The following is a 19,373-nucleotide window of genomic DNA, read 5'->3' as shown; positions in this document are numbered from 1 at the left end:
ACGGCCCCGCCGGGGCCGTCCGGAGGCGATGTTCGGCTTCGCCGACCGCCTGAAGACCGCCGTCCGCGAACCGGAGACCGTCTCGTCCGACGGGTGACCCGCGACCCCGGGCCTTCCGGAGGCGTCAGTCTGCGATGTCCACGCCGTAGTGGCGGGCGAGGGCGGCGAGGTCGTGGTCGTAGCCCTGGCCGACGGCGCGGAGGCGCCACAGGCCGTTGCGGCGGTAGAGCTCGGCGAGGAGCAGGGTGCGTTCGGTGGTGGCGGCGTCCAGGGTGGCCTCGGCGTGGGGGGCGGACGTGCCGGGGAAGACCGTGGTCTCGACTGCGCCGACCGTGCCGAAGGTGTCGGGGCCGTCGATGGCCGCCGCGACGACGACCTTGTCGATCTGGACGGGCAGCGCGGCCAGGTCGACGGTGACGGACTGCTCCACGGGGCCGTCGGTGGACAGCCGGATCGAGCCGTCGGGGGTCTCGGGGGCGCCGTAGAAGACGAAGTCGCCGTCGCCGGAGACCTGCTCGTCGCCGTCCAGGGCGAAGGCGACGACGTCGATCTCGCAGGTCGTGCGCTGCGCCCAGCTCACGCCGATCGTCCAGACGGGGGCGTCGGGCAGGTCGACGGCGGCGCCGCGGATCAGGACCCGGGCCGAGGGGCCGGACGGCACGGCCTGCGGGTCGCGCAGCCAGGACGGCTCGCGGACGGGCAGGCCCAGGTCCTTGATCTTGCCGAGGCGGCGGTCGTTCTCCCCGCCGTCCAGCAGGAGGACGTCCGTCACCGTGCGGGAGAGGTTGACGCTGACCGCCCCGCCGAGGCCGGCGACGCGGGCGCGGGCCTTGACGGCCTCGGCGTGCGGGCCGCCGAGCACCAGGACGCGCCGCCCGGTGAGCGGCCCCTCGGGGACCGGCACCCGCCGGGCCTGCGGGGGCACCCGGAGCCCGCTCTCGATCGGCTCGCCGGGCTGGACGTGCTCCAGCAGCCGCAGGAACGCGGCCTCGCCGATGACGGGGACTCCGGCGGCCATGGCCCGCAGCACCTTGCCCGTCTCGGAGCGGGGGTCGTTCACGACCAGCACGCTGGTGTGCCGGCTGACCGAGCCCATGACGTTGAGCCCCGCTCCGGCCGCCCGGACGGTGAGCTCGGTGCGGGGAAGGGACGTCTCGCCGCTGAAGGCGACCTTCATGCCCTGCACGAGCGGCCCGACCAACGGCCCCGGGTTCCGGTACGGGCAGCGGATCTTCGGGATGCCGGGGGCGTACGAGAGGTTCCGCCGCGGCGGGCACGGCACGAACGGCAGGCTCAGCCCGAGCCGGGACGCGGCCTCCAGCGAGCCGCGCAGCACGCCCGCCAGCATGCGGGTGTCGTTCAGCGCGTCGTGAAGCTCGAGCCGGGGCACGCCGTAATGCCCGACCAGGGTGCCGAGTCTCAGATCCGGGGTGGGCGGCGCGATCCGCCGGTTCAGCGCGAGCGTGCACAGCCTGCTGTCGATGGGCGGCTCCACGCCCGCCCCGGTGAACTCCCGGGCGAGGAAGTCGTAGTCGAACTGGGCGTTGTGGGCGACCATGACCCGTCCGCTCAACAGCTCCGCGACCCGCGGCGCGACCCGGTCGAACGTGGGCGCCCCGCGCAGCCGCTCGGCCGTCAGCCCGTGCACCTCGACGGGCCCGGGGTCGCACCCGGGGTCGAGCAGCGTGCTGAACTCCCCGGTCTGCCGCCCGTCGCGGTCGACGGTGATCACCGCCAGGGAGAGCACCCTGTCACGCGACGCCCTCGACCCCGACGTCTCCACGTCCACCAGAGCCCAGTCCTGCACGTATTCGCCTGTCACCGAGGGGAACCAAGTCACCACACCCCGGAGCGTATCCAGCGGAGACACCCCGGGCGGCGGTTTTCCACAGCCGGGCCTGGCCGACGGGGTCCATGGCCATGATCCGGCATACCGGAGAACCCTTGAAAGAAATCCGGGCGACGGTGTCGGATCGGGACGGAGGCGTTCGTAGTACAGGTGAGCGGCCGCCCGCGAGGGGCGTCCCCGAAGCACGGGAGGAACCGAGATGCAGTACCTGGTTTCTGTGATCACCGACGATGCCGGCCATGCCACCCCGGACGAGGAGGCCGCGATCGACGTGTTCAACGACCGGCTCCGGGCCGAGGGCCACTGGGTCTTCGCCGGCGGCCTCGGCGGGCCCGACACGGCCACGGTGATCGACGACCGCGGTGCGGAGACGTTGTTCACCGACGGCCCCTTCGTGGAGACGAAGGAGTTCGTCATCGGCTTCTGGATCATCGAGGCCCCTGACCTCGACGTGGCGCTCAAGCTGGCGGCCGAGGGGTCGAAGGCCTGCAATCGGAAGGTCGAGGTGCGGCCGTTCCTGTGAGCGCTGCCGACGTCCGAGAGGCGATCACCCGGGCCCACCACGAGGAGTGGGCCCGGGTGGTCGCCGCCCTGGCCAGGCGTTTCGGTGACCTCGACATCGCCGAGGAGGCGGCGTCCGAGGCGTTCGCGACCGCCGTCGAGCGGTGGCCGGCCGACGGCGTACCGCCCAATCCCGGCGCCTGGCTGACGACGACCGCCAACCGCAAGGCCATCGACCTGGTCCGGCGCGAGAGCAAGCGCGGCGGCAAGCAGAAGGAGGCCCGGCTGTTGTACGACGACCCGCCCGAGCCTCTCGGCGCCATCGATGACGAGCGGCTCCGGCTGATCTTCACCTGCTGCCACCCGGCGCTGGCGATGGAGACCCGGGTGGCGTTGACGCTGCGCATGGTCGGCGGCCTGACCGCGGCCGAGATCGCCCGCGCCTTCCTGGTGCGGGAGACCGCCATGGGGCGGCGGCTCACCCGCGCGAAGGCCAAGATCAAGGCGGCTCGCATCCCTTACCGGGTGCCGTCCGCGGAGGATCTGCCGGGACGCGTCTCGGGCGTGCTGGCCGTTCTCTACCTCGTCTTCAACGAGGGCTACCTGGCGACCGGCCCCGATGCCGATCCCGTACGCCACGACCTGACCGCCGAGGCGATCCGGCTCACCCGCCTGGTCCGCGCCCTCATGCCGCAGGACGGCGAGGCGGCCGGGCTGCTGGCGCTGATGCTCCTGACCGAGGCCCGCCGCACCGCCCGGGTCTCGCCGAGCGGCGAACTGATCGCCCTCGACGAGCAGGACCGCGGGGCCTGGGATCGGGCGCTGATCGCCGAGGGCCACCGGCTGGTACGCGAACGCCTGGCCGCCGGTGCGGCTCCGGGCCGCTACCAGGTCCTCGCGGCGATCAACGCCGTGCACACCAGCGCCCGCGACGTGCGCGACACCGACTGGTCACAGGTCCTCGCCCTCTACGACCGGCTCGTCCGCCTCGACCCCTCGCCGGTCGTCGCCCTCAACCGGGCCATCTCGGTCGCCGAGCTCGACGGCCCGCAGGTCGCGCTGGCGCTCGTCGACCGTCTCGAGGACGAGTTGGCCGGCTATCACGCCCATCACGCGACCCGAGCCGACCTGCTACGCCGCCTCGGCCGCGGTCCCGAGTCGCGCGCGGCCTACGACAAGGCCATCGACCTGGCAGGCAACACCGCCGAGATCGCCTGGCTGACGCGCCGCCGCGACCAACTGGGGTAGCGCCACCCGAAACCGGGAGCCGATCGTCAACCCATGGTTGACGAACCCATCATCGTCAACCTATGGTTGACGCATGACGAACCCGCTCAAGCTCACCAACCCGGTACGGCTCGACGAACTCATCGACGCGGTCAAGAAGAGCGGCTCCGACGAACTGGAGCAGCTCTCGAACGCCGTCATCGCCGCCGACGCCCTCGGCGACGTCGCCGACCACCTCATCGGCCACTTCGTGGACCAGGCCCGCCGCTCCGGCGCCTCCTGGACGGAGATCGGCCGCAGCATGGGCGTCACCAAGCAGGCCGCCCAGAAACGCTTCGTCCCCAAGGCCGACGAGAACCCCCTCGACCCCGGCCAGGGCTTCAGCCGCTTCACCCCCCGCGCCCAGAACGTCCTGGTCGCCGGGACGAACGAGGCTCATGCCGCGGGCAGCGCCGAGCTGACGCCCGCCCACATCGTCCTGGGCCTGCTGCACGAGACCGACGGTTTCGCCGCCCAGATGATCCGCGCCCAGGACGTCCTCCTGGACGCCGTCCGCCAGGCCGCGACCGAGGCCCTCCCGCCCTCCGCCGAGGAGCCGCCCGAGCTCACCCCCTACGACGCGGCCTCCAAGAAGGTCCTGGAGCTCACCTTCCGCGAGGCCCTGCGCCTGGGCCACAACTACGTCGGCACCGAGCACATCCTCCTGGCCCTCCTCGAACACGAGAACGGCTCAGGACCCCTCAGCTCCACCGGCCTCACCAAGGAGACGAGCGAACGCCTCGTCGTCGAAGCCCTTGAGGCCTTCACCGCCGCCCAGAACGGGCAATGAGGAAATCCGTGGCCAAGTCGTCTTGACGGCGGGCGCTGAGCATCTGCCCGCCGGTCTCGATGGCCAGCCTCTTCAGCGGGAGCGTGCCCGTCTCGCCGACCATCACCGGATAGACCGGGACGGCCCGGAGCCAGGGCGCGAGCGTGGCGTGACGGCTCAGGAACCTCGCCAAGTCGCGCTCCCGCCAACCCGCGTCGTCGGTGACCAGGATGATCGAGACGACGCGGTCGTCCTCGGGGAACCTCTCCAGCTCGCGGTACCCGGCGACGAGCGCGTCATGGAGCGCGGCGTTCCCCCGGGGGGCCAGCCCGTCCAGCAGGGCGTCCACGTCGCGCAGGCCCGTCGCGGGGTCCCCGGCCGACAGCCGTATCGTCCTCGGCTCGGCGGGCCGGGAGCCGAAGGGCAGGAAGATCAGGTGCCCGTCACCGCCCCGGGGCGTGCCGATCGTCGGGGATCCGGCGAGCGCCGTCACGGCTTCCCGCAGTTCCTTCATGTGCGTCCGCATGGAGCACGACACGTTCAAGATGAAGAGCATGCGGACGTCGTAGCGGTATCTCCCCAAGTACGCGTCGACCAGCCTGTGGACGACGTACTGGTCCGCAGGCACGTCGAGCGGTCTCGGGGAGGGACCCGCGAGCGTCTCGGGCGGCGTGACGCCGGGAGCGCCCGGGCGCCTGTGCGTCAGCTCGGAGATCCGCTGCTGGACGTCCCGGTCGAGCAGGCGGCCGGTGAGGCGGGAGACCCCCTCACCGGCCTCCGCCGTGCGCGGCTTCAGCAGGGTGCGGAGCGCGTACCGGGCGGTGACCGCTCCCTCGACCCGGACGGCGACGAGCCGTTGCGCGAGCCGGCCGGAGTCGTTGAGCCGTGCGATCTCCGACTCGTAGGTGAAGAGGCCGTCCACGGTCTTCCCCCGGTCCTTCAGGAACCACGTGACCAGCCCGGCGTCGGTCGGAGCGGTGAAGGCCTCCGCCTTGGAGAGCACGTGCAGCGGGGCCGCCACCGGGTAGACGTCCCGCGCGGACAGCCCGTCGACCGCTCCCACCAGCCCCGTCGCCGCCGCCAGCACGACGGCCCGTCCGCTGAAGGAGCTTTCGGGCGCGCTCATCCCGAACGTGAATTCGCCTCTGCCCGCGGCGTCCACGACCGCCGTCCAGTTCGCCCCCTCCCTCCACCCCATCGACTCCGCGAGCGGCTCCCGCAGCCCCAGCAGAACCGGCGACGACATCACGGTGGTCCCCGAACCCAGCACATGCCCGCCGGACTCCGGATCCGTGTGCGACCAGACGGCGTCGAAGTCCGGCCGCCCCTCCGCCACGCGCCGGGCGATCCGGACGTGCTCCTCCAGGACCAGTTCGACCGGGATCCCCGTCTCCCGCGTGAACTCCGCCAGCACCGGCCGCAGATCCCCCAGCTCCGGAACCGCCAGAATCCGGATCGGCTCGGGCCTGGTCCTCTCCCAGACCACCACCGCCCCGGCCAGGACGACGACGGCCACGAGACCGGCGAGCCAGGACCTGCGCCTCGTCATCCGGAGCATTTGACGATCGCCTCCCGCCACTCGGCCATCCGGTCCGCCCCGGGGAACGCGGCGGCGCTCGACGGGTTCGGGGCGTCCAGCGACTCCCCGCCGCCCGGACGGACGCAGCCGGCCAGGCCCCTCCTCCGGACGCTCTCCTCGAACAGCGCTCCCCCGTCGGTGCCCCGCAGGAAGAACGACCGCGCCATGATCCTCTGCAGTTCCGAGGACGGCTTGACGAGGATCTCGCCGAGGCGCGAGGCCTCCTGCCGCCCCACGAACATGTGCCGGGAGATGACGCCCGGATCCGGGTACAGGAAGCTGTAGTCGGTGGGCCGGAACCGCGGGTCCTCCAACGCCCTGTCGTTCAGGTACTTGAGCGCGTCATGCTCGTAGACGAAGATCATCGGATACTGCGGGAAGTCCAGGAAGAGCTCCCGCAGCAGCCCGTAGGTGCTGTCCGGCCAGCTGTTGCGGAACAGCGCCCCCAGCCGTTCGACCATCTGGTCCTCGGGCAGGGAGAGCCTCTCCCGGTAGACGTGCACCAGCAGGCTGAGATAGAGGTTGCCGCCCCCGGTGTCGCACGGCCTGCCGGAGACGACCTCCACATGGGCGTCCCGCTGGGTGTGCTGGTCCGGCCCGCCGATCCGCCCCCACGTCCACTTCTCCTCGGTCAGCCGCCGCTCGAGGTAGGCGGCCGAGTCGAAGATCCAGTAGCCGCGTTCGAACCTGATCAGCGCCTGCTTCTCCAGGCTGTCCAGCAGTGCCCGGTGGACCAGGACCACCATCCGGTCGTGGAACACCAGGGCGGGCTTGGGCGGCGAGTGGCCGGTGTCCCTGAGGCTCCCCTCGACGTCCGAGGCGGTGTCCTCGTCCGGGCAGAGGAAGAACTGGTAGCCGTCCAGCTCCTTCCCCCGCAGGGAGGCCATCTCCCCGCCGGAGATGTCGTTGACCGTCACGTCGAGGCCTTTCGCGCGGAAGATCTCCTGAACGTCCTCGTCCATGAACAACGACTTCCAGCCCCCGCCGAAAAGCCCGGTCCGGCTCTCCGCCGTCCGGGCGTACAGAAGCCCTCCTCCGCCCAGTGCGAGGGTGGCGGCACCTCCTCCCGCGAGAAGGAAGGCCCGCCTGGACGGCCGCCACCGCTCCCGTGACGTCTCCGGCGGCGCGTCGAGTTCCGTCAGGGGCGCGTCCTTGACCTGCTGCAACGCCAGGCGCATCGCGGCGGCCGTCCGGTACCTGTCCTCCGGGTCCGGGGCCAGTGCCGTCATGAGGATCCGGTCCCATTCCCGGTTCAGGTCCGGACGCGTCCGCGACGGCCGCATCGGACCCGACGGCGGCTGCCCGGTGAGCAGCTCGTAGAGCACGCACCCCGTGGAGTAGAGGTCGGACCGCTCGTCGACGGGCTTTCCCTCGGCCTGCTCCGGCGACATGTAGGCCGGAGTCCCGATCGGCGCCCCCATCTCCGTGACGCGGGTGACGTCCCGCGACACGGGCCGGGCGATCCCGAAGTCCATCACCTTGACCTGCGGCCGCTCCTCCCCCTCCTGGATCATGATGTTGGAGGGCTTGATGTCCCGGTGGACGACCCCCCGCTCATGACTGTGCTTCAGCGCGTCCAGGACGGAGATGACGATCCGCGCCGCCTCGGCCGGGCCCGGCGGGTCCTCCTCCATCAGCGCGGCGAGCGTCCGGCCCTCCAGGAACTCCATCACCAGGTAGGGGACGACCTCGTCGTCGACCCGTTCCTCGCCGGAGTCGTGCACCACGGTGATGTTCGGGTGGTTGAGCCCCGCCGCGAACCGCGCCTCCCTCTTGAAGCGCGCCAGGTAGTCCCGCGTCCGCCGGATCTCAGGCCGCACCATCTTGACCGCGACGATCCGTCCGAGCTCCCCGTCCCGGGCCCGGTAGACCGTCCCCATCCCGCCCTCGCCCAGCGGATCCAGCAGCTCGTACCTGCCCGACAGCAGACGCACCGCGTACACCTTCCGGCCAGCCCCCGAGAGCGGAACCCGATACGGAGAAGGTAGTCCGGCGAGCCTCCCGCGGGAAGATCAGAAAGGCGGAACTCCGGGAGAATTCCTCACGGACCGAGGTCGCCTCCGGCCAGTCCCTGATATCCCAGGTTGACCAGAACCTCCCCCGCATCGCGCAGCGTGTCGAGAGTCCTCTCCACTTCCCGGAGCCGGCGGAACGCCTCTCCGTAGGGCCGCTGGGCCTCCACGGGAAGGCGGGGTATGGGCGCGCGGCGCACGTCCGAACGGGAGGTGCTGGTCGACGAGGCGCGCGTGAGACCCGCGGCACGCAGGAAACAGGCCAGGAAACCAGGGTCGCAACGCCCCTCCTCCGGCCGGAAGACCTGGGTCTGCGGACCTGCCGCCGCCCCGCCTTCGTCGACGACGTGGACTTCCATCCTGCGCGGCCCCAATGCCACGACCACGTCACCTGTTTCCAGTCTGACGATTCCCGGGCCGTCCTCGGTGCGTCCGGACGGTTCCCGGCCCAGTATCACGTCCTTGCCCATCAGCACCGGGATGCTCCCCGAAGCGGTCTCCATACGCATCGGCGGCTGCTTGAGGGAGACGAGCCCGCTCTGCACGAGTTCCGCGACCGTCGTCATCGGCAGTTCCCGCGACTCGTCGGTGAGCGTCCGCAGCTCCTCCACCGCTTTGCGCAGGTCGTCGACCAGGGTGAAGAAGCCGTCCCTGGCGCTCACGAAGTCCACGCCCCGCGCCACCGTCCGCACGAGATGCCGGGAAGGCGTCAGGTCGACGGTGTCGTCGAGCAGTTCGATGATCGGCACGCCCCGGGCGAACTCCGCCTCCGGCTGGACGTCGCGCCGCACGGCCTTCCAGGCCTCCAGCGCGGGCTCCTGGAAGTCCTCGAGCTGGGTCAGATCCGCCATCAGCACCAGGTTGGGCAGCGGGTCCCCTTCAGCGGGCCGCCTCAGCAACCACAGATGCGGTGGCGCGGGCGATCCGGAGGCCATCCCCGTGGGCAGCTCGAACACCGCCCGAAGCGCCCCCGACCGCAGCAGCTGCGACCGGATCCGCCGCCCCGACCGACGGTCGGCCGCGGCCGCCGGCATCAGAACGGCCGCATGGCCGCCGGGCGCGGTGTGCCAGAGCGCGTGCTGCACCCACGCGAGCTCCGACTCCCCGCGCGGCGGAAGCCCGTAGGCCCACCGGACGTCCCCCGTCAGCTCCTCGTAGCCCCAGGAGCGCTCCCCGAACGGCGGATCGCACAGGACGACGTCCGCCTTCAGCTCCGGGAACGCGTCCACCCGCAACGAGTCGCCGGCGTGGAACTCGGCCTCGACGCCGTGCAACGCCAGCCGCGTCTCCGCGATGCGCGCCGCCACGGGGTCGATCTCCTGCCCGAAGAGCCGGACGGCCCCTGCCGCGTGCGCCGCGGACAGCAGCGTCCCCGTCCCGCACGTCGGGTCGAGGACCGTCGCCCCCCGCACCTCGGTGAGCGAGACCATCAACTTCGCGCTCTCCCGACGCGTGGTCGCCACCCGCCGGGAATGCGCCTCCAGATACCGGTCGATGACGAACTCGAAGAACTCCGGCGCCTCTCCGGCCTCCCGCAGCTCCGTCAGCTCCGACGCGGCCCCGTCGACGAGCCCGCTCCGCTTCCCGTGGACGAGGAAGCTCCCCACGTCCGCCACGGCCTGCGCCAGCGACAGATCGTCGGCCACCGACCTGATCTGCTGCCAGATCCGCTCCTCAGGCGCGACCTCCACGCCCTTCCCCCGCCGGGCCAGCCACTCCTCGACCTGCGACAGCGCAAATTGCGGGCTGCTCGCCGTCCCGCCCACAGGCTGGGGAAAATCGTCGTACCGCCGCCGCCAGTTGCTGACCGCCGCCCGCCCGTACCCCGTGAGCCGCGCGATGTCGGCCGCGGTCACCGTGGCGGCTTCCTTCTTCTTCTTCACAGTCTCTCCAGCGCTCCAACGGTCCACAGCGTGACAAGGCACCCAGGGCAACCCCGCCGCCAGCCGCCTGCCTGGCTCCCCGGATTCCGGGTGATTGAAAATTCATATAGATCAGATGTGTATCTAAGTCACACTACATCCCGCACTCCGAGTAAACACTAGAGCGCGAAGATCGAAATTATTACCATCTCATATCCGCTGGTAGTAGCCCACAAAGCGTGCGTACGGTCGGGAAAGCCGCCTGCACTGTCAGTGACATTCAGAGGACTCGCTACTGCCCGAAGCTGGCAGATAACGCCACCACCACATCACGGAACCACAATTAATCTTGTTGATTCAATTCACGACCCCTTGGCCCTTCCGGGCATGCATCACTTCGAACTGCTGTATCCGGGGGATCTGCGGAGACGCTGAAGGCCTTCACCATCTGGCGGTCTTGGGCCTCCTGGGCGATCGCCAACGGCTTCGGTCCCATCACGATCGATCATCGGGATCTCGACGGGCCTCGTCTTCCTGTGGTGAGGTGACCGACCATGGCGGAGAAAACGGAGCCGCTGCTCCCGAACACCGCCGTCCCCGCACCGAGACGTTCCCTGGAGCAGGCCGTCCGGGAAGAAGGACGGCTGCCAATTCCGAGCGTCGTGTGGATCGGAGCGCAGGTCGCCTCGGCCCTCGCCGAAATGCACGCGGTCGGAGACTCACACGGGGACATCGGTCCCGGCTCCATCCTGGAAGACGGGGAACGGGTCGTCCTCGGTCCCGGCCCCGGCTTCGCCGAAGCAGGCGGACCGGAGGAGGACCTCCGAAGGCTCGGCACGAGCCTTCGCTACGCCGTCGAAGGGCACGACGGCCCGGCCCCTATGAACCACGCGGGGCCACTGCAGCCCCTCATCGAGGAACTGCTGAGCCGGGACCCCTCCCGCAGGCCCACCGCCGCCCAGAGCGCCGACCGGCTTCTTGCTCTCCGGCACGCTCCCTCGCCCGCCGCGCCCTTCCTCGACCGGCGGCGTCTGCTCGGCCTGGGAGCCGCCGGACTCCTAGCCGCGGCGGTCCCCCCGGCCGCCTACTTCCTCCTGCGTAAGGACGGCCCGCCGGCCCTCACCCCGCTCGGCCGTCTGACCCAGGAGGGCTTCTTCACACTGGCCTTCGACCCGAGCAGCAAGGCGCTCGCCACCATCGGCAACTTCCCCGACCGCGGAGAGCTCCGGTTGTGGAACGTGAAGACCCGCGCCCAGACGGGCGAAACCCTCACCGACCCCAGCAGCCTCAGCGGACTGGCCTTCAGCCCCGACGGCCGCCGTCTGGCCGTCGGATTCAGCAACCACGTGTACCTATGGGACCTGGCCACCGGAGCCAAGACCGACGTGGACCTCGACCAAGGCGACAACACGGTCTTCAGCCTGGCCTTCAGCCCCGACGGACGCCGTCTGGCCGTCGGCTGCAACGAGTCGGTGGTCAACCTGTGGGACATCGAACAACGCGTCCAGATCAAGGCCCTGCACCACGGCCTGCCCGTCTCCTCCCTCTCCTTCAGCCCCGACGGGCGTCTCCTGGCCGGCGGCGGCTGCGCGGACGAGAAGCTCGGCTGGGCCGTCCTGTGGGACACCGAAACCCACACCCAGGCGGGCGAGCGCTTCCAGCACGTGGACTGGGTCACCAAGACCGAACTCAGCCCTGACGGGCGCCTCCTGGCCACCAGCTGCTTCGACGGCAGGGCCCGTCTCTGGGACGTCGGAACCCACGCCCTGGTGGCAGCCTTCAACCACCCGCACCCCGTCCATTCCCTGGCCCTCACCCCCGACGGCCGCCTCCTCATCACAGCCGACCGCAACAACGACCTCCGCCTGTGGGACACCCAGAAACACACCATGATCGGCGAGCCCGTCTCCGGTAGCGGAGCCCGCATCCACTTCATGGAGCTCAGCCCGGACGGCCGGACCCTCGCCGTCGGCACGGCCCACGGCAGCGTGCACCTCTGGCGCCTCTCACTCTGACGTGATGACGGGCTCGGGAACTTCATCCGCTCCGTAAGAAGACTTTCACCCCCACGCGTCAGGACTGTTCCGGCAGTTTCGACAGAGGTCCGGTGGGGAGCGCGATCCAGCCTTCACGGCGGGCGGTGCCGATGTGTTCCGGGGGCGGGGCCGTCGTCATCAGCAGGGCTGACGCACGTGCGGTGAGGGCTGCGATGACGGCGTCCAGCGCGTCGTCGGAGAGTCTGCACTTCTTCTCGTACGCACCGAGGTCGAGCCATGGCGCCGCGGTCAGCAGTTCATCGACCAGCTCGCCGAGCTTGCCGACGTTCGCCGCCCGCTTGTAGCCGCGGTGCTTCAACCCCCACCGGTTCAGGGACGCCGCCGGGTAGACCTCGACGACGACGCCCGCGCCGCTGCGGTCGACCGGCTCGCCCCGCTGTGCGAGTCCGGACAGAATGCCCGCGCACCTCATGGCGGTGTGCCCGATACGGTCGGCGGACACGCTCAGCGGAGTGAGTCCCGTCAGCTCGTGCACCGCCCGGTCCGTCACCCGGAGCGTGAGGCCACGACGCCATTCGCGGCCGGTCGGCCCGACCGGCACCTCGACGTTCCCGTCCCGGTGCGCGATGACGAAGTCGACGAACTCGTCGGGCCATCCGAACGGACAGTCGACACCCGCTTTGTCGGCATTCGCGACAGCGTCGAGGATCATGCCGTCGTCCGCGCCGAGTTCGACCCCGCCGACCCGGGCGCCACCGGCGGACCAGTCGATCCAGGCCACCGCCGTCCTGACGGACTCCGCCGCCAGATCCACTCCCACTGTGCGCATCGCCTCACGATAGGTCGGAGCGGGACGCGATATCCCGGAAACATCCCGGCCTCTCGGGCATCGGTCTGTCAGCAGGGGGTGCCTTTGAGCTTCCAGGCGCGGTAGAGGGGCATGGGGACCGCCGGGCAGAAGAAACCGCCGTCAAGAGATTTGATCTTCCAGACGCCGCGGGAGCCCTTCCTGGTGAAGGTGGTGCCGCAGTCGGTGGCACCGACCGGGCTGTCGGCGTAGTAGAGGCAGGACAGCGCCCAGTACCGGTCACCGATCCGGCCGTAATGGACGTCGGTGTTGCGCAGCTTCTTGTACTTGCCGCCGTAGCCGCGGACCTTCGCGTGAAACAGCTTCGCCAGCTTGCCCTTCAACTTGGGCGTCACTTTCAGCACCTTGGGCTTGGGCGCCGCCTCCGCAGAAACGGCCGGAGCCGTCACCAGCAACCCGCAGGCCACGACCATGCCGAGCACCTTACGTACGTTCACGCGCTGTCTCCTCAGCTCTTGGAGAACAGCACTGTAGAAGCAACCACCTCGGCGACACCGGCGAACCGACCGTTGTGGTCTGCTCGCCGGTTGAGGTGAAGTCGGTCTCCGCCTGGGCGGGTGTTCTCAGGCCGGGATCTCCGTCGGCGGGTGTCGCGCTCGCACCAGGTTTCCAGGAACTTGGACACCAGCCCGATCCAGGTGGAGCCGTCCGGCGGTAGAGCTTGCCGGTGATCGACATCCAGACGCCCGAGGGACCGACGTCCTGGAGCTTCTTTTCCCCGTCCAAGGCGTACGTCCTCGGTGGCCGGCTCACTCACCGGCGCGGAGTCCGTGGGAGGGCCATTCGAGGTTAAGAATCCCGGATACCTTCTCTCGGGAGCTATGCCCTTCGGCGGACGCACGCCGCGGGCATCGAGGATCTCCTTTTCGAGGGTCTCTTCGTTCTCCTCGTAGACCTTGGCGATTCCGAACAGGACCATTGCTCCGAACGTCCCTGGGTAAAGGTATGCCTTGTCCAACGCCTTGACAGCGCCCACCCAGTGGAGAGCGGCCTCCTGGATGACCTTGCCGGATCTGGCGATCTGCCGCAGCTCATAAGCGGTGTCATCGTTCGCCGTCCTGCGCTCACAGCCTTTCCGCGATGTGCAGCCCTATCCTCCGGGCGGCCTCTGCCAGCACGGAGTCCTTCACTCCTGTGTACTCGTCATTCGTGTAGGCGACCGACACGATGACGTCCGCCTTGAGCATCTCGATGCTGATCAACCCGTCGGACGCCTTGGACCAGCAGGCTTCGTCAACGTCCTGGACCCGAAGTGGTTCACAGGGCATGGAACGCGCGGAGACCGCCTCGGAGTACATCCGCCGGGCCGCCTTCGTGTTGGACTTCAGGTCTCGCTCCTGCGTCTCCCACAGCCCTTCGCGCACCGATATGTCGAGTTTCCGGTGGACATCTCTCCGGCCGTAATGGCATCCGCTGTAGACGGACCGCTCCGGCTCCTGCGGCTGCCCCAGCAACTCGTCCCGGAACCCCTCTTCGACCAGGGAGCAGGCATCAGGCGCATGCCAGCTCTGAGGAACCGCCTGCGACGGCTCCACCGCCCGCTCGCCGGAAGAGCAGCCGCTCAACGCGAAGACCACGGCCATCGCGGACAGGCAGGAAATTCTCGGGATCATCATCACGTGGGAGTCCACTTGTTCCGGTTGCGCGCGCTCTCGGGAAAGCCGCCGGGAGGACTCACCGACAGGGCCTCCCCTTCGAGGCTCTTGATAGAGGCCTGGTAGTTCGACAACGTCGTCATGAGCATGAGCTTGATTCCGGAGTACTCGATTGCGAAGTTCTGACTATCGACCCGGTGCGGCCTAAGATTCCACCATGAAACGATCTTACCGTTCAACGCTTGATTCATGCCGACGGTGAGTTTCTCCCGCCATTCTCGCTCTTCTGGGGAGGTGGCGGAGGATTCGTGTCGCGGGCGGCGGGCAACGTCGCCACGGACTTTTGGAATCGATACACCGGACGCGGCGTGGCAGGCGGGGACGTGGAGGAGGTCCGCCGGGGCGGGACACAGCTTGAGCATGTCCCGGCAGTAGTTCACTCAATCCGGATCCCGGGCGACTGGTAGGACTGGCATAACAAGAAGGACTGGTATCGCCATGACGAATCGTCAGCTCGGCTTTCTCATCCTGTATTTCGTTCTCCTCGTCTTCGCGCTCGCCGCGTTCGCGAAGGCCGCATCGCACTGAGCGGCCGGTGGAACGGGAACCGGCGGCTCGCCGATGGCTTCGATCAGGGGCTTGAGCCGCGCAGATCGTGAGCATCGGTGCCGGTGACCGGCATAGCCGAAGGAAGGCCGCTACCGTCGGGCCCGGGCACTGGTGGCCTTCCCCCGTTCGGGCGGCGGCCGGGGGCAGGGTGCCGGCTACCTGGAGAACCACTGCCGGGTGAGGCCGGGTCGTGAGCGTTTCTCGAGTGCGGCCAGTTTCTCCCGGGCCCGCTCGGCCCAGTCGGGGTGGCCGGAGTCCGCGGACCGCCGGTACCAGTCGACGGCGGCCGGGAGGTTCCGCTGCCCCTCCTCCAGCGCGCCCAGGTAGATCATCGCCTCGGCGGCGCACTCGTGGCCGGTGCCGACGGCCCTGAGGTACCAGTCGCGCGCCTCCGGGAAGCGGTACTGCTCCTCTGCCAGCGCTCCCAGGTGGATCATCGCCTGGGGGGCCTGGTCGGGGTGGCCGGAGTCGGCGGCCAGCCGGTACCAGTCGTGGGCGGACCGGACGTTGCCCAGCTTCTCCTCCAGCTTGCCCAGGTGGACCATCGCCTCGGGAGCGCTCTCGGCGTGGCCGGAGTCGACGATCCGCCGGTACCAGCCCCAGGCGTCCCGGAGGTTCCCCTCGTCCTCCTCCAACGCGCCCAGGTAGATCATCGCCTCCGGTACGTAGTCGGGGTGGCCGGAGTCGAGCATGCGCAGGTACCAGCCCCGCGCGATGTGGGAGTGCCCTTCGTCCTGCTCCAGTCCGCCCAGGTAGGCCATCGCCTCCAGGGCTCTCTCGGCGTGGCCGGACTCGACGGCCCGCATGTACCAGTACCGGGCGGTCCCGCCGTCCTCCAACTCACTCGCCGCCGCGCCCAGGGCCGACATCGCCCGCGGGGCCCACTCGGCGTGGCCGGAGTTCGCAGCCCGCATGTACCAGTCCCGGGCGGCGAGGGGGTTCCCCTGCTTCTCCTCCAGGCCGCCCAGATCGAACATCGCCTTCGGAGCCTGGTCGGGGTGGCCGGAGTCGACCACGCGCAGGTACCAGTCCCGGGCGGCGAGGAGGTTCCCCTGGTCCGCTTCCAGAAAGCCGAGAAGCGTCATCGATCGCGGGGTCCACTCGGCATGGCGGGAGTCGACGGCCCGCAGGTACCAGTCGCGGGCGGCGGCGGGGTCGCCCTGCTTCTCCTCCAGGCCGCCCAGGTGGACCATCGCCTGCGGGACCCGGTCGGGGTCGCCCGCGCCGACGGCCGTCCGGAGGAGTTCACGCGCGGCCCCCAGGTCGCCGGACGCCATCCGCCGGACGCCGGTATCGATCATCTCCTGGACGTCGGCGCCGGGCGTCTCCCGGACGGCGGGGGCGGGCGTGGGGGCGGGCTCCTCCCGCGGCGCCGCGTCCTCGATCTGCCGGGGCCGACCGTCCGGGTCCAGGCCGTCGATGAGCTGCCGGCCGGTGGGGCGGTCAGCGGGGTTCTTGGCGAGCAGCGCCAGGACGAGCCGGTCGAGGTGGGGCGGCGTGTCCGGGCGAAGCTCACCGGGCGGGGCGGGCTCCAGGTTGAGATGCTGGCCCATCAGCGCCGGAACGGACGCGCCGCGGAACGGAGGCCGACCCGTCAGCAGCGTGTACAGGATGCCGCCGAGGGCGTACAGGTCGGTACGGTGGTCTACGTCCTCGCCGAGCCACTGCTCGGGCGCCATGTAGGCGGGAGTGCCCACCTGCTTGCCCATCAGGGTGTGGGTGGTCGTGGACTCCGCGATGTGAGCGATGCCGAAGTCGCAGACCTTGACTCGGTCCCCCGCGAGGAGCACGAGGTTGGCGGGCTTGAGGTCCCGGTGGACGATCCCGTGCCCGTGGGCGGCCGCGAGCGCCTCGGCGATCTGGACGCTCAACACCTGCACCCGCGGTATCGCCAGCCCCTGCGGATGACGGGTGATCTCCTCTGCGAGGTTCCCCCCTTCGAGGAACTCCATGACGAGATACCACTGCCCGTCGTACTCCCCGAAGTCGTCGACCGCGGTGATGCCCGGATGGTTCAACCGGACCGCGATCCGCGCTTCCTGCCGGAACTTGCTCAACCACACCGGACTGTTCTCGGCGACCTCCCGGTACAGGAACTTGACGGCCACCCGCCGATCACGCAGCAGGTCCTCGGCCGACCACACCTCCCCGAAGCCGCCCCGCCCCAGGCTCTCCTCCAGCCGGTACCGTCCGGCGAGCTCCAACCCAGCCCGCACCCGTGCCTCCGCTCCCCGCCCGGCGACGACCCGCACCCAGCGGACGATGCCCCGTGTCCGAACCATTCGACCAGATTCCGACGAACATCATCTTTCACTCGATAACAGCTACCGAACGATGTCTCCAGGATCCGCACCGAAAGATGCCGAAGAACCGGATCCGTCAGGCCCCCACCGACGTTCCCGGCCTGCCCGGTCGACCTCCTGCCGACGCCGAGGAGGGCCCGGAGAAGTGACGTCTCCGGACCCTCCTCGGCTGGTCCGGGTGGCTAAGGGCAGGCCCGCCGGGGAGCGGAAGCCTTGTTCCCGCCGGTGAAACCGACGAAGTTCGTGCGGTGAACCGGGTAGTTGTGGGTGTAGCCCTTGTTGTAGCAGGAGTAGCGCTTGGTGGAGTACATCTGCAGGTGTACGTGCGGCCCCGTCCAGCAGGCGCTGTTCCTGGGATAGCCGCTGCCGACCGTTCCCACCACGGAGCCCCAGCGGTTCAGCGTCTGGCCGAGCCTGACCGAGGGGTTGATGTGGGCGTAGGTGATGGACCCCGCCCTCAGGCTCCCCGAGTAGATGCCGACGGTGACGAAGCTGCCCCCGTTGCGTCCGTTGGCGCAGGCCGCGCCGATCTGGTCGACCTTGGTGGTGACGGCGGTGCCCCGTGCCTCCGGCGCCACGTACAGAACGACCTTTTGGCCTGAGGCGGTGGGCAGGTCCACGGCCCAGTGGCCTTGGTCCCTGGCGTTGGCCAGCCAGTGATGCACCGAGGGCGGGGAGGCCGGCTCGCCGCCGTCCCACTGGGACTCCACCGGGGAACCGGCCCACACCAGGGGCGCCTCCGCAGGCTTGGAGGCCGGTTGGGGAGCCGTTGCCGTCGTCACGCCGCCGCAACGCGGCACACCGGACACCACCTGGCCGGGGCCGGTCCCGTCGTTCACGAAATGGGCGTTGATCCAGCCGCTGTTCTCGCGCCCGCCGGGGGCACCGAGGCGGGTGACGTTCAGTGCCCTGTACCAAAGCGTGTTGCGGCCGCCGTCGCGGCGCGGGACGTCGGTGCCCGTGCCCCAGCACCGAAGCTGTACGCGGTTGCCCGCGTAAACGCCCCAGCCGCTGATCCTGCTGGTGTCATTCCATTGGGGGCTGTTGCGGAAGTACACGCCGTCCGGCGGGTACTCACCGGTGTTCATCACGGGGTGAACCGGGGCGGCCGCAGCCGGTACGGCCCCGAGTGTCATGCCGACACCCGACGTGGACACCAGCACCGCCGCCAGCGCGATCGACACGCGTTTCATCGGCAAAGTCACTCAACTCCCTGAGTCTCTCACCAGAGCACTTTACAGAAACTAATAACTATTAAAATTTCCCGAAGATGGCTGATAAGTCTGATTCATGACGGTTTTATCAATCCGTCCCTTTTGGGCATTCGTGATGCCCATCGCTATCGAAAGTGGAGGGTGCACTCTTCTTTCGAATAAATTCGACATCTAGTGCCGAATGGACCGAGGTCGTCGCCCCAGGCCGACTGCTCGCCGTCTCCACGGCTCGGCGAACACGGTGACGGCGTCGGCGGGGTCCACCGGCGGTCCTGGCGGGCGGCCGCGTTCGAGGCGGCCGGAGCATTCGACACCGTCGTGCGCCCGCTCATCGGCGGCCGGTGGGGCCCTTCTCCGATTCCTCCATGCTCCACCCGAAAGCACCGAGCCCGGCCCCCATGGACCACGCGGGGCCGCTGCAGCCCCTCATCGAGGAACTGCTGAGCCGGGGCCACTCCGATGCGGCATGAGGAGCTGCCGCCTGAAAGACGTGTCCGGACGGCTCCCTCCGTGCCCGCGGCAGGCCCGCCAGCTCAAGAAGCTGGAGGAGCAGATCCGTCACCTCCGGACCGAAGTGGCAAGGCCGAGCGTAAGGCACGCGAAGGGACGGCAGCGGATCATCCTCGGACACGTGTACGCGAGCGAGCTCCGGGCGTCCGCCCAGGAACCCGGCTTGCCGCAAGTGCGATACATCATGCTCTGTCGACCTCTCATGGCCGGTGGCCGATACCGGCACGTTGCAGGAGATTCGGCAGCGATTCCGGGACACTGAACCTTTTCCAGCAGCCTTTCGAGGCTGCTGGAAAAGGTTCACTGATGTTGAGGTAGGACCAGTGCCACGGCGCTGGTTCCCGCCGCCACAGCGGCGGCTCCGACGGTGAGCACGGCGGACGCCTTAGACAGTGTCCTACGTGGTGATTTTGGCGAGTTTCTTGTAGCAGGTCAGGGC

15 protein-coding genes are annotated in these 19,373 nt (G+C 69.6%); 4 read left to right on the top strand and 11 right to left on the bottom strand.

The window, feature by feature from the left end; genetic code table 11:
• Nucleotides 1–124: 124 nt before the first annotated feature.
• Nucleotides 125–1,843 (bottom strand): TerD family protein, encoded by a 1,719-nt coding sequence (locus ABD327_RS18080; protein ID WP_344451615.1) that lies wholly within the window; start codon nt 1,841–1,843, stop codon nt 125–127.
• 205 nt (nt 1,844–2,048) lie between these two features.
• Between ABD327_RS18080 and ABD327_RS18075 the strand changes: the two genes are divergently transcribed.
• The 3 genes from ABD327_RS18075 to ABD327_RS18065 all read left to right on the top strand — a co-directional run bounded on the left by ABD327_RS18075 (nt 2,049) and on the right by ABD327_RS18065 (nt 4,406).
• The gene (locus ABD327_RS18075; RefSeq protein ID WP_344451614.1) at nt 2,049–2,372 is read left to right on the top strand and encodes a YciI family protein; all 324 of its coding nucleotides are present in this window, start codon (nt 2,049–2,051) and stop codon (nt 2,370–2,372) included.
• On the top strand, nt 2,369–3,598 hold the full coding sequence (locus tag ABD327_RS18070; protein WP_344451613.1) for an RNA polymerase sigma factor: 1,230 nt from the start codon (nt 2,369–2,371) through the stop codon (nt 3,596–3,598). The genes ABD327_RS18075 and ABD327_RS18070 overlap by 4 nt, the downstream gene beginning before the upstream one ends.
• Nucleotides 3,599–3,671: 73 nt before the next feature.
• Entirely contained in the window at nt 3,672–4,406 is a 735-nt protein-coding gene (locus ABD327_RS18065; protein WP_344451611.1) for a Clp protease N-terminal domain-containing protein, read from the top strand.
• On the opposite strand, the gene ABD327_RS18060 is transcribed toward ABD327_RS18065, so the two are convergent.
• The 3 genes from ABD327_RS18060 to ABD327_RS18050 form a co-directional block, all read right to left on the bottom strand.
• Complete coding sequence (locus tag ABD327_RS18060; RefSeq protein ID WP_344451610.1) at nt 4,381–5,934, bottom strand: hypothetical protein; 1,554 nt, start codon at nt 5,932–5,934, stop codon at nt 4,381–4,383. The two genes, ABD327_RS18065 and ABD327_RS18060, sit on opposite strands and share 26 nt — an antisense overlap.
• Nucleotides 5,931–7,898, bottom strand: coding sequence for a protein kinase domain-containing protein (locus ABD327_RS18055; protein ID WP_344451609.1), 1,968 nt, complete (start codon nt 7,896–7,898; stop codon nt 5,931–5,933). Before ABD327_RS18055 ends, ABD327_RS18060 begins: the two co-directional genes overlap by 4 nt.
• Before the next feature lie 107 nt (nt 7,899–8,005).
• A complete protein-coding gene (locus ABD327_RS18050; RefSeq protein WP_344451608.1) occupies nt 8,006–9,859 on the bottom strand; it encodes an N-6 DNA methylase in 1,854 nt (617 codons plus the stop codon).
• Nucleotides 9,860–10,392: 533 nt separating this feature from the next.
• Here ABD327_RS18050 and ABD327_RS18045 point away from each other — a divergent pair.
• Nucleotides 10,393–11,853: a protein kinase family protein gene (locus ABD327_RS18045; protein ID WP_344451607.1), complete on the top strand. Its 1,461-nt coding sequence runs from the start codon at nt 10,393–10,395 to the stop codon at nt 11,851–11,853.
• A gap of 58 nt (nt 11,854–11,911) precedes the next feature.
• On the opposite strand, the gene ABD327_RS18040 is transcribed toward ABD327_RS18045, so the two are convergent.
• From ABD327_RS18040 to ABD327_RS18010, 7 genes are all read right to left on the bottom strand, one after another.
• Nucleotides 11,912–12,664: a DUF429 domain-containing protein gene (locus ABD327_RS18040; RefSeq protein ID WP_344451606.1), complete on the bottom strand. Its 753-nt coding sequence runs from the start codon at nt 12,662–12,664 to the stop codon at nt 11,912–11,914.
• Nucleotides 12,665–12,732: 68 nt separating this feature from the next.
• On the bottom strand, nt 12,733–13,140 hold the full coding sequence (locus ABD327_RS18035) for a hypothetical protein (protein WP_344451605.1): 408 nt from the start codon (nt 13,138–13,140) through the stop codon (nt 12,733–12,735).
• An 11-nt stretch (nt 13,141–13,151) separates the two neighbouring features.
• Nucleotides 13,152–13,679 carry a hypothetical protein gene (locus ABD327_RS18030; protein ID WP_344451603.1) on the bottom strand — a complete coding sequence of 176 codons (528 nt, stop codon included), beginning with the start codon at nt 13,677–13,679 and terminating at the stop codon, nt 13,152–13,154.
• 88 nt (nt 13,680–13,767) lie between these two features.
• On the bottom strand, nt 13,768–14,322 hold the full coding sequence (locus ABD327_RS18025) for a hypothetical protein (RefSeq protein ID WP_344451601.1): 555 nt from the start codon (nt 14,320–14,322) through the stop codon (nt 13,768–13,770).
• Nucleotides 14,319–14,720, bottom strand: coding sequence for a hypothetical protein (locus ABD327_RS18020; protein ID WP_344451600.1), 402 nt, complete (start codon nt 14,718–14,720; stop codon nt 14,319–14,321). Before ABD327_RS18020 ends, ABD327_RS18025 begins: the two co-directional genes overlap by 4 nt.
• 342 nt (nt 14,721–15,062) lie before the next feature.
• Complete coding sequence (locus ABD327_RS18015) at nt 15,063–17,189, bottom strand: serine/threonine-protein kinase (protein ID WP_344451599.1); 2,127 nt, start codon at nt 17,187–17,189, stop codon at nt 15,063–15,065.
• Between the two features lie 203 nt (nt 17,190–17,392).
• On the bottom strand, nt 17,393–18,403 hold the full coding sequence (locus ABD327_RS18010) for a M23 family metallopeptidase (protein WP_344451597.1): 1,011 nt from the start codon (nt 18,401–18,403) through the stop codon (nt 17,393–17,395).
• Nucleotides 18,404–19,373: the final 970 nt, after the last annotated feature.

This window comes from Actinocorallia aurantiaca (genome assembly GCF_039533685.1).
GTDB classification, from domain to species: Bacteria; Actinomycetota; Actinomycetes; order Streptosporangiales; family Streptosporangiaceae; genus Actinocorallia; species Actinocorallia aurantiaca.
This window is presented reverse-complemented; position numbering and strand designations above follow the sequence as displayed.

Coding starts and splice junctions, on each gene's coding strand:
- ABD327_RS18015 (WP_344451599.1), bottom strand. CDS start 17,189: ATGGTTCGGACACGGGGCATCGTCCGCTGGGTGCGGGTCGTCGCCGGG.
- ABD327_RS18040 (WP_344451606.1), bottom strand. CDS start 12,664: ATGCGCACAGTGGGAGTGGATCTGGCGGCGGAGTCCGTCAGGACGGCG.
- ABD327_RS18010 (WP_344451597.1), bottom strand. CDS start 18,403: ATGAAACGCGTGTCGATCGCGCTGGCGGCGGTGCTGGTGTCCACGTCG.
- ABD327_RS18045 (WP_344451607.1), top strand. CDS start 10,393: ATGGCGGAGAAAACGGAGCCGCTGCTCCCGAACACCGCCGTCCCCGCA.
- ABD327_RS18075 (WP_344451614.1), top strand. CDS start 2,049: ATGCAGTACCTGGTTTCTGTGATCACCGACGATGCCGGCCATGCCACC.
- ABD327_RS18065 (WP_344451611.1), top strand. CDS start 3,672: ATGACGAACCCGCTCAAGCTCACCAACCCGGTACGGCTCGACGAACTC.
- ABD327_RS18060 (WP_344451610.1), bottom strand. CDS start 5,934: ATGACGAGGCGCAGGTCCTGGCTCGCCGGTCTCGTGGCCGTCGTCGTC.
- ABD327_RS18020 (WP_344451600.1), bottom strand. CDS start 14,720: ATGCTCAAGCTGTGTCCCGCCCCGGCGGACCTCCTCCACGTCCCCGCC.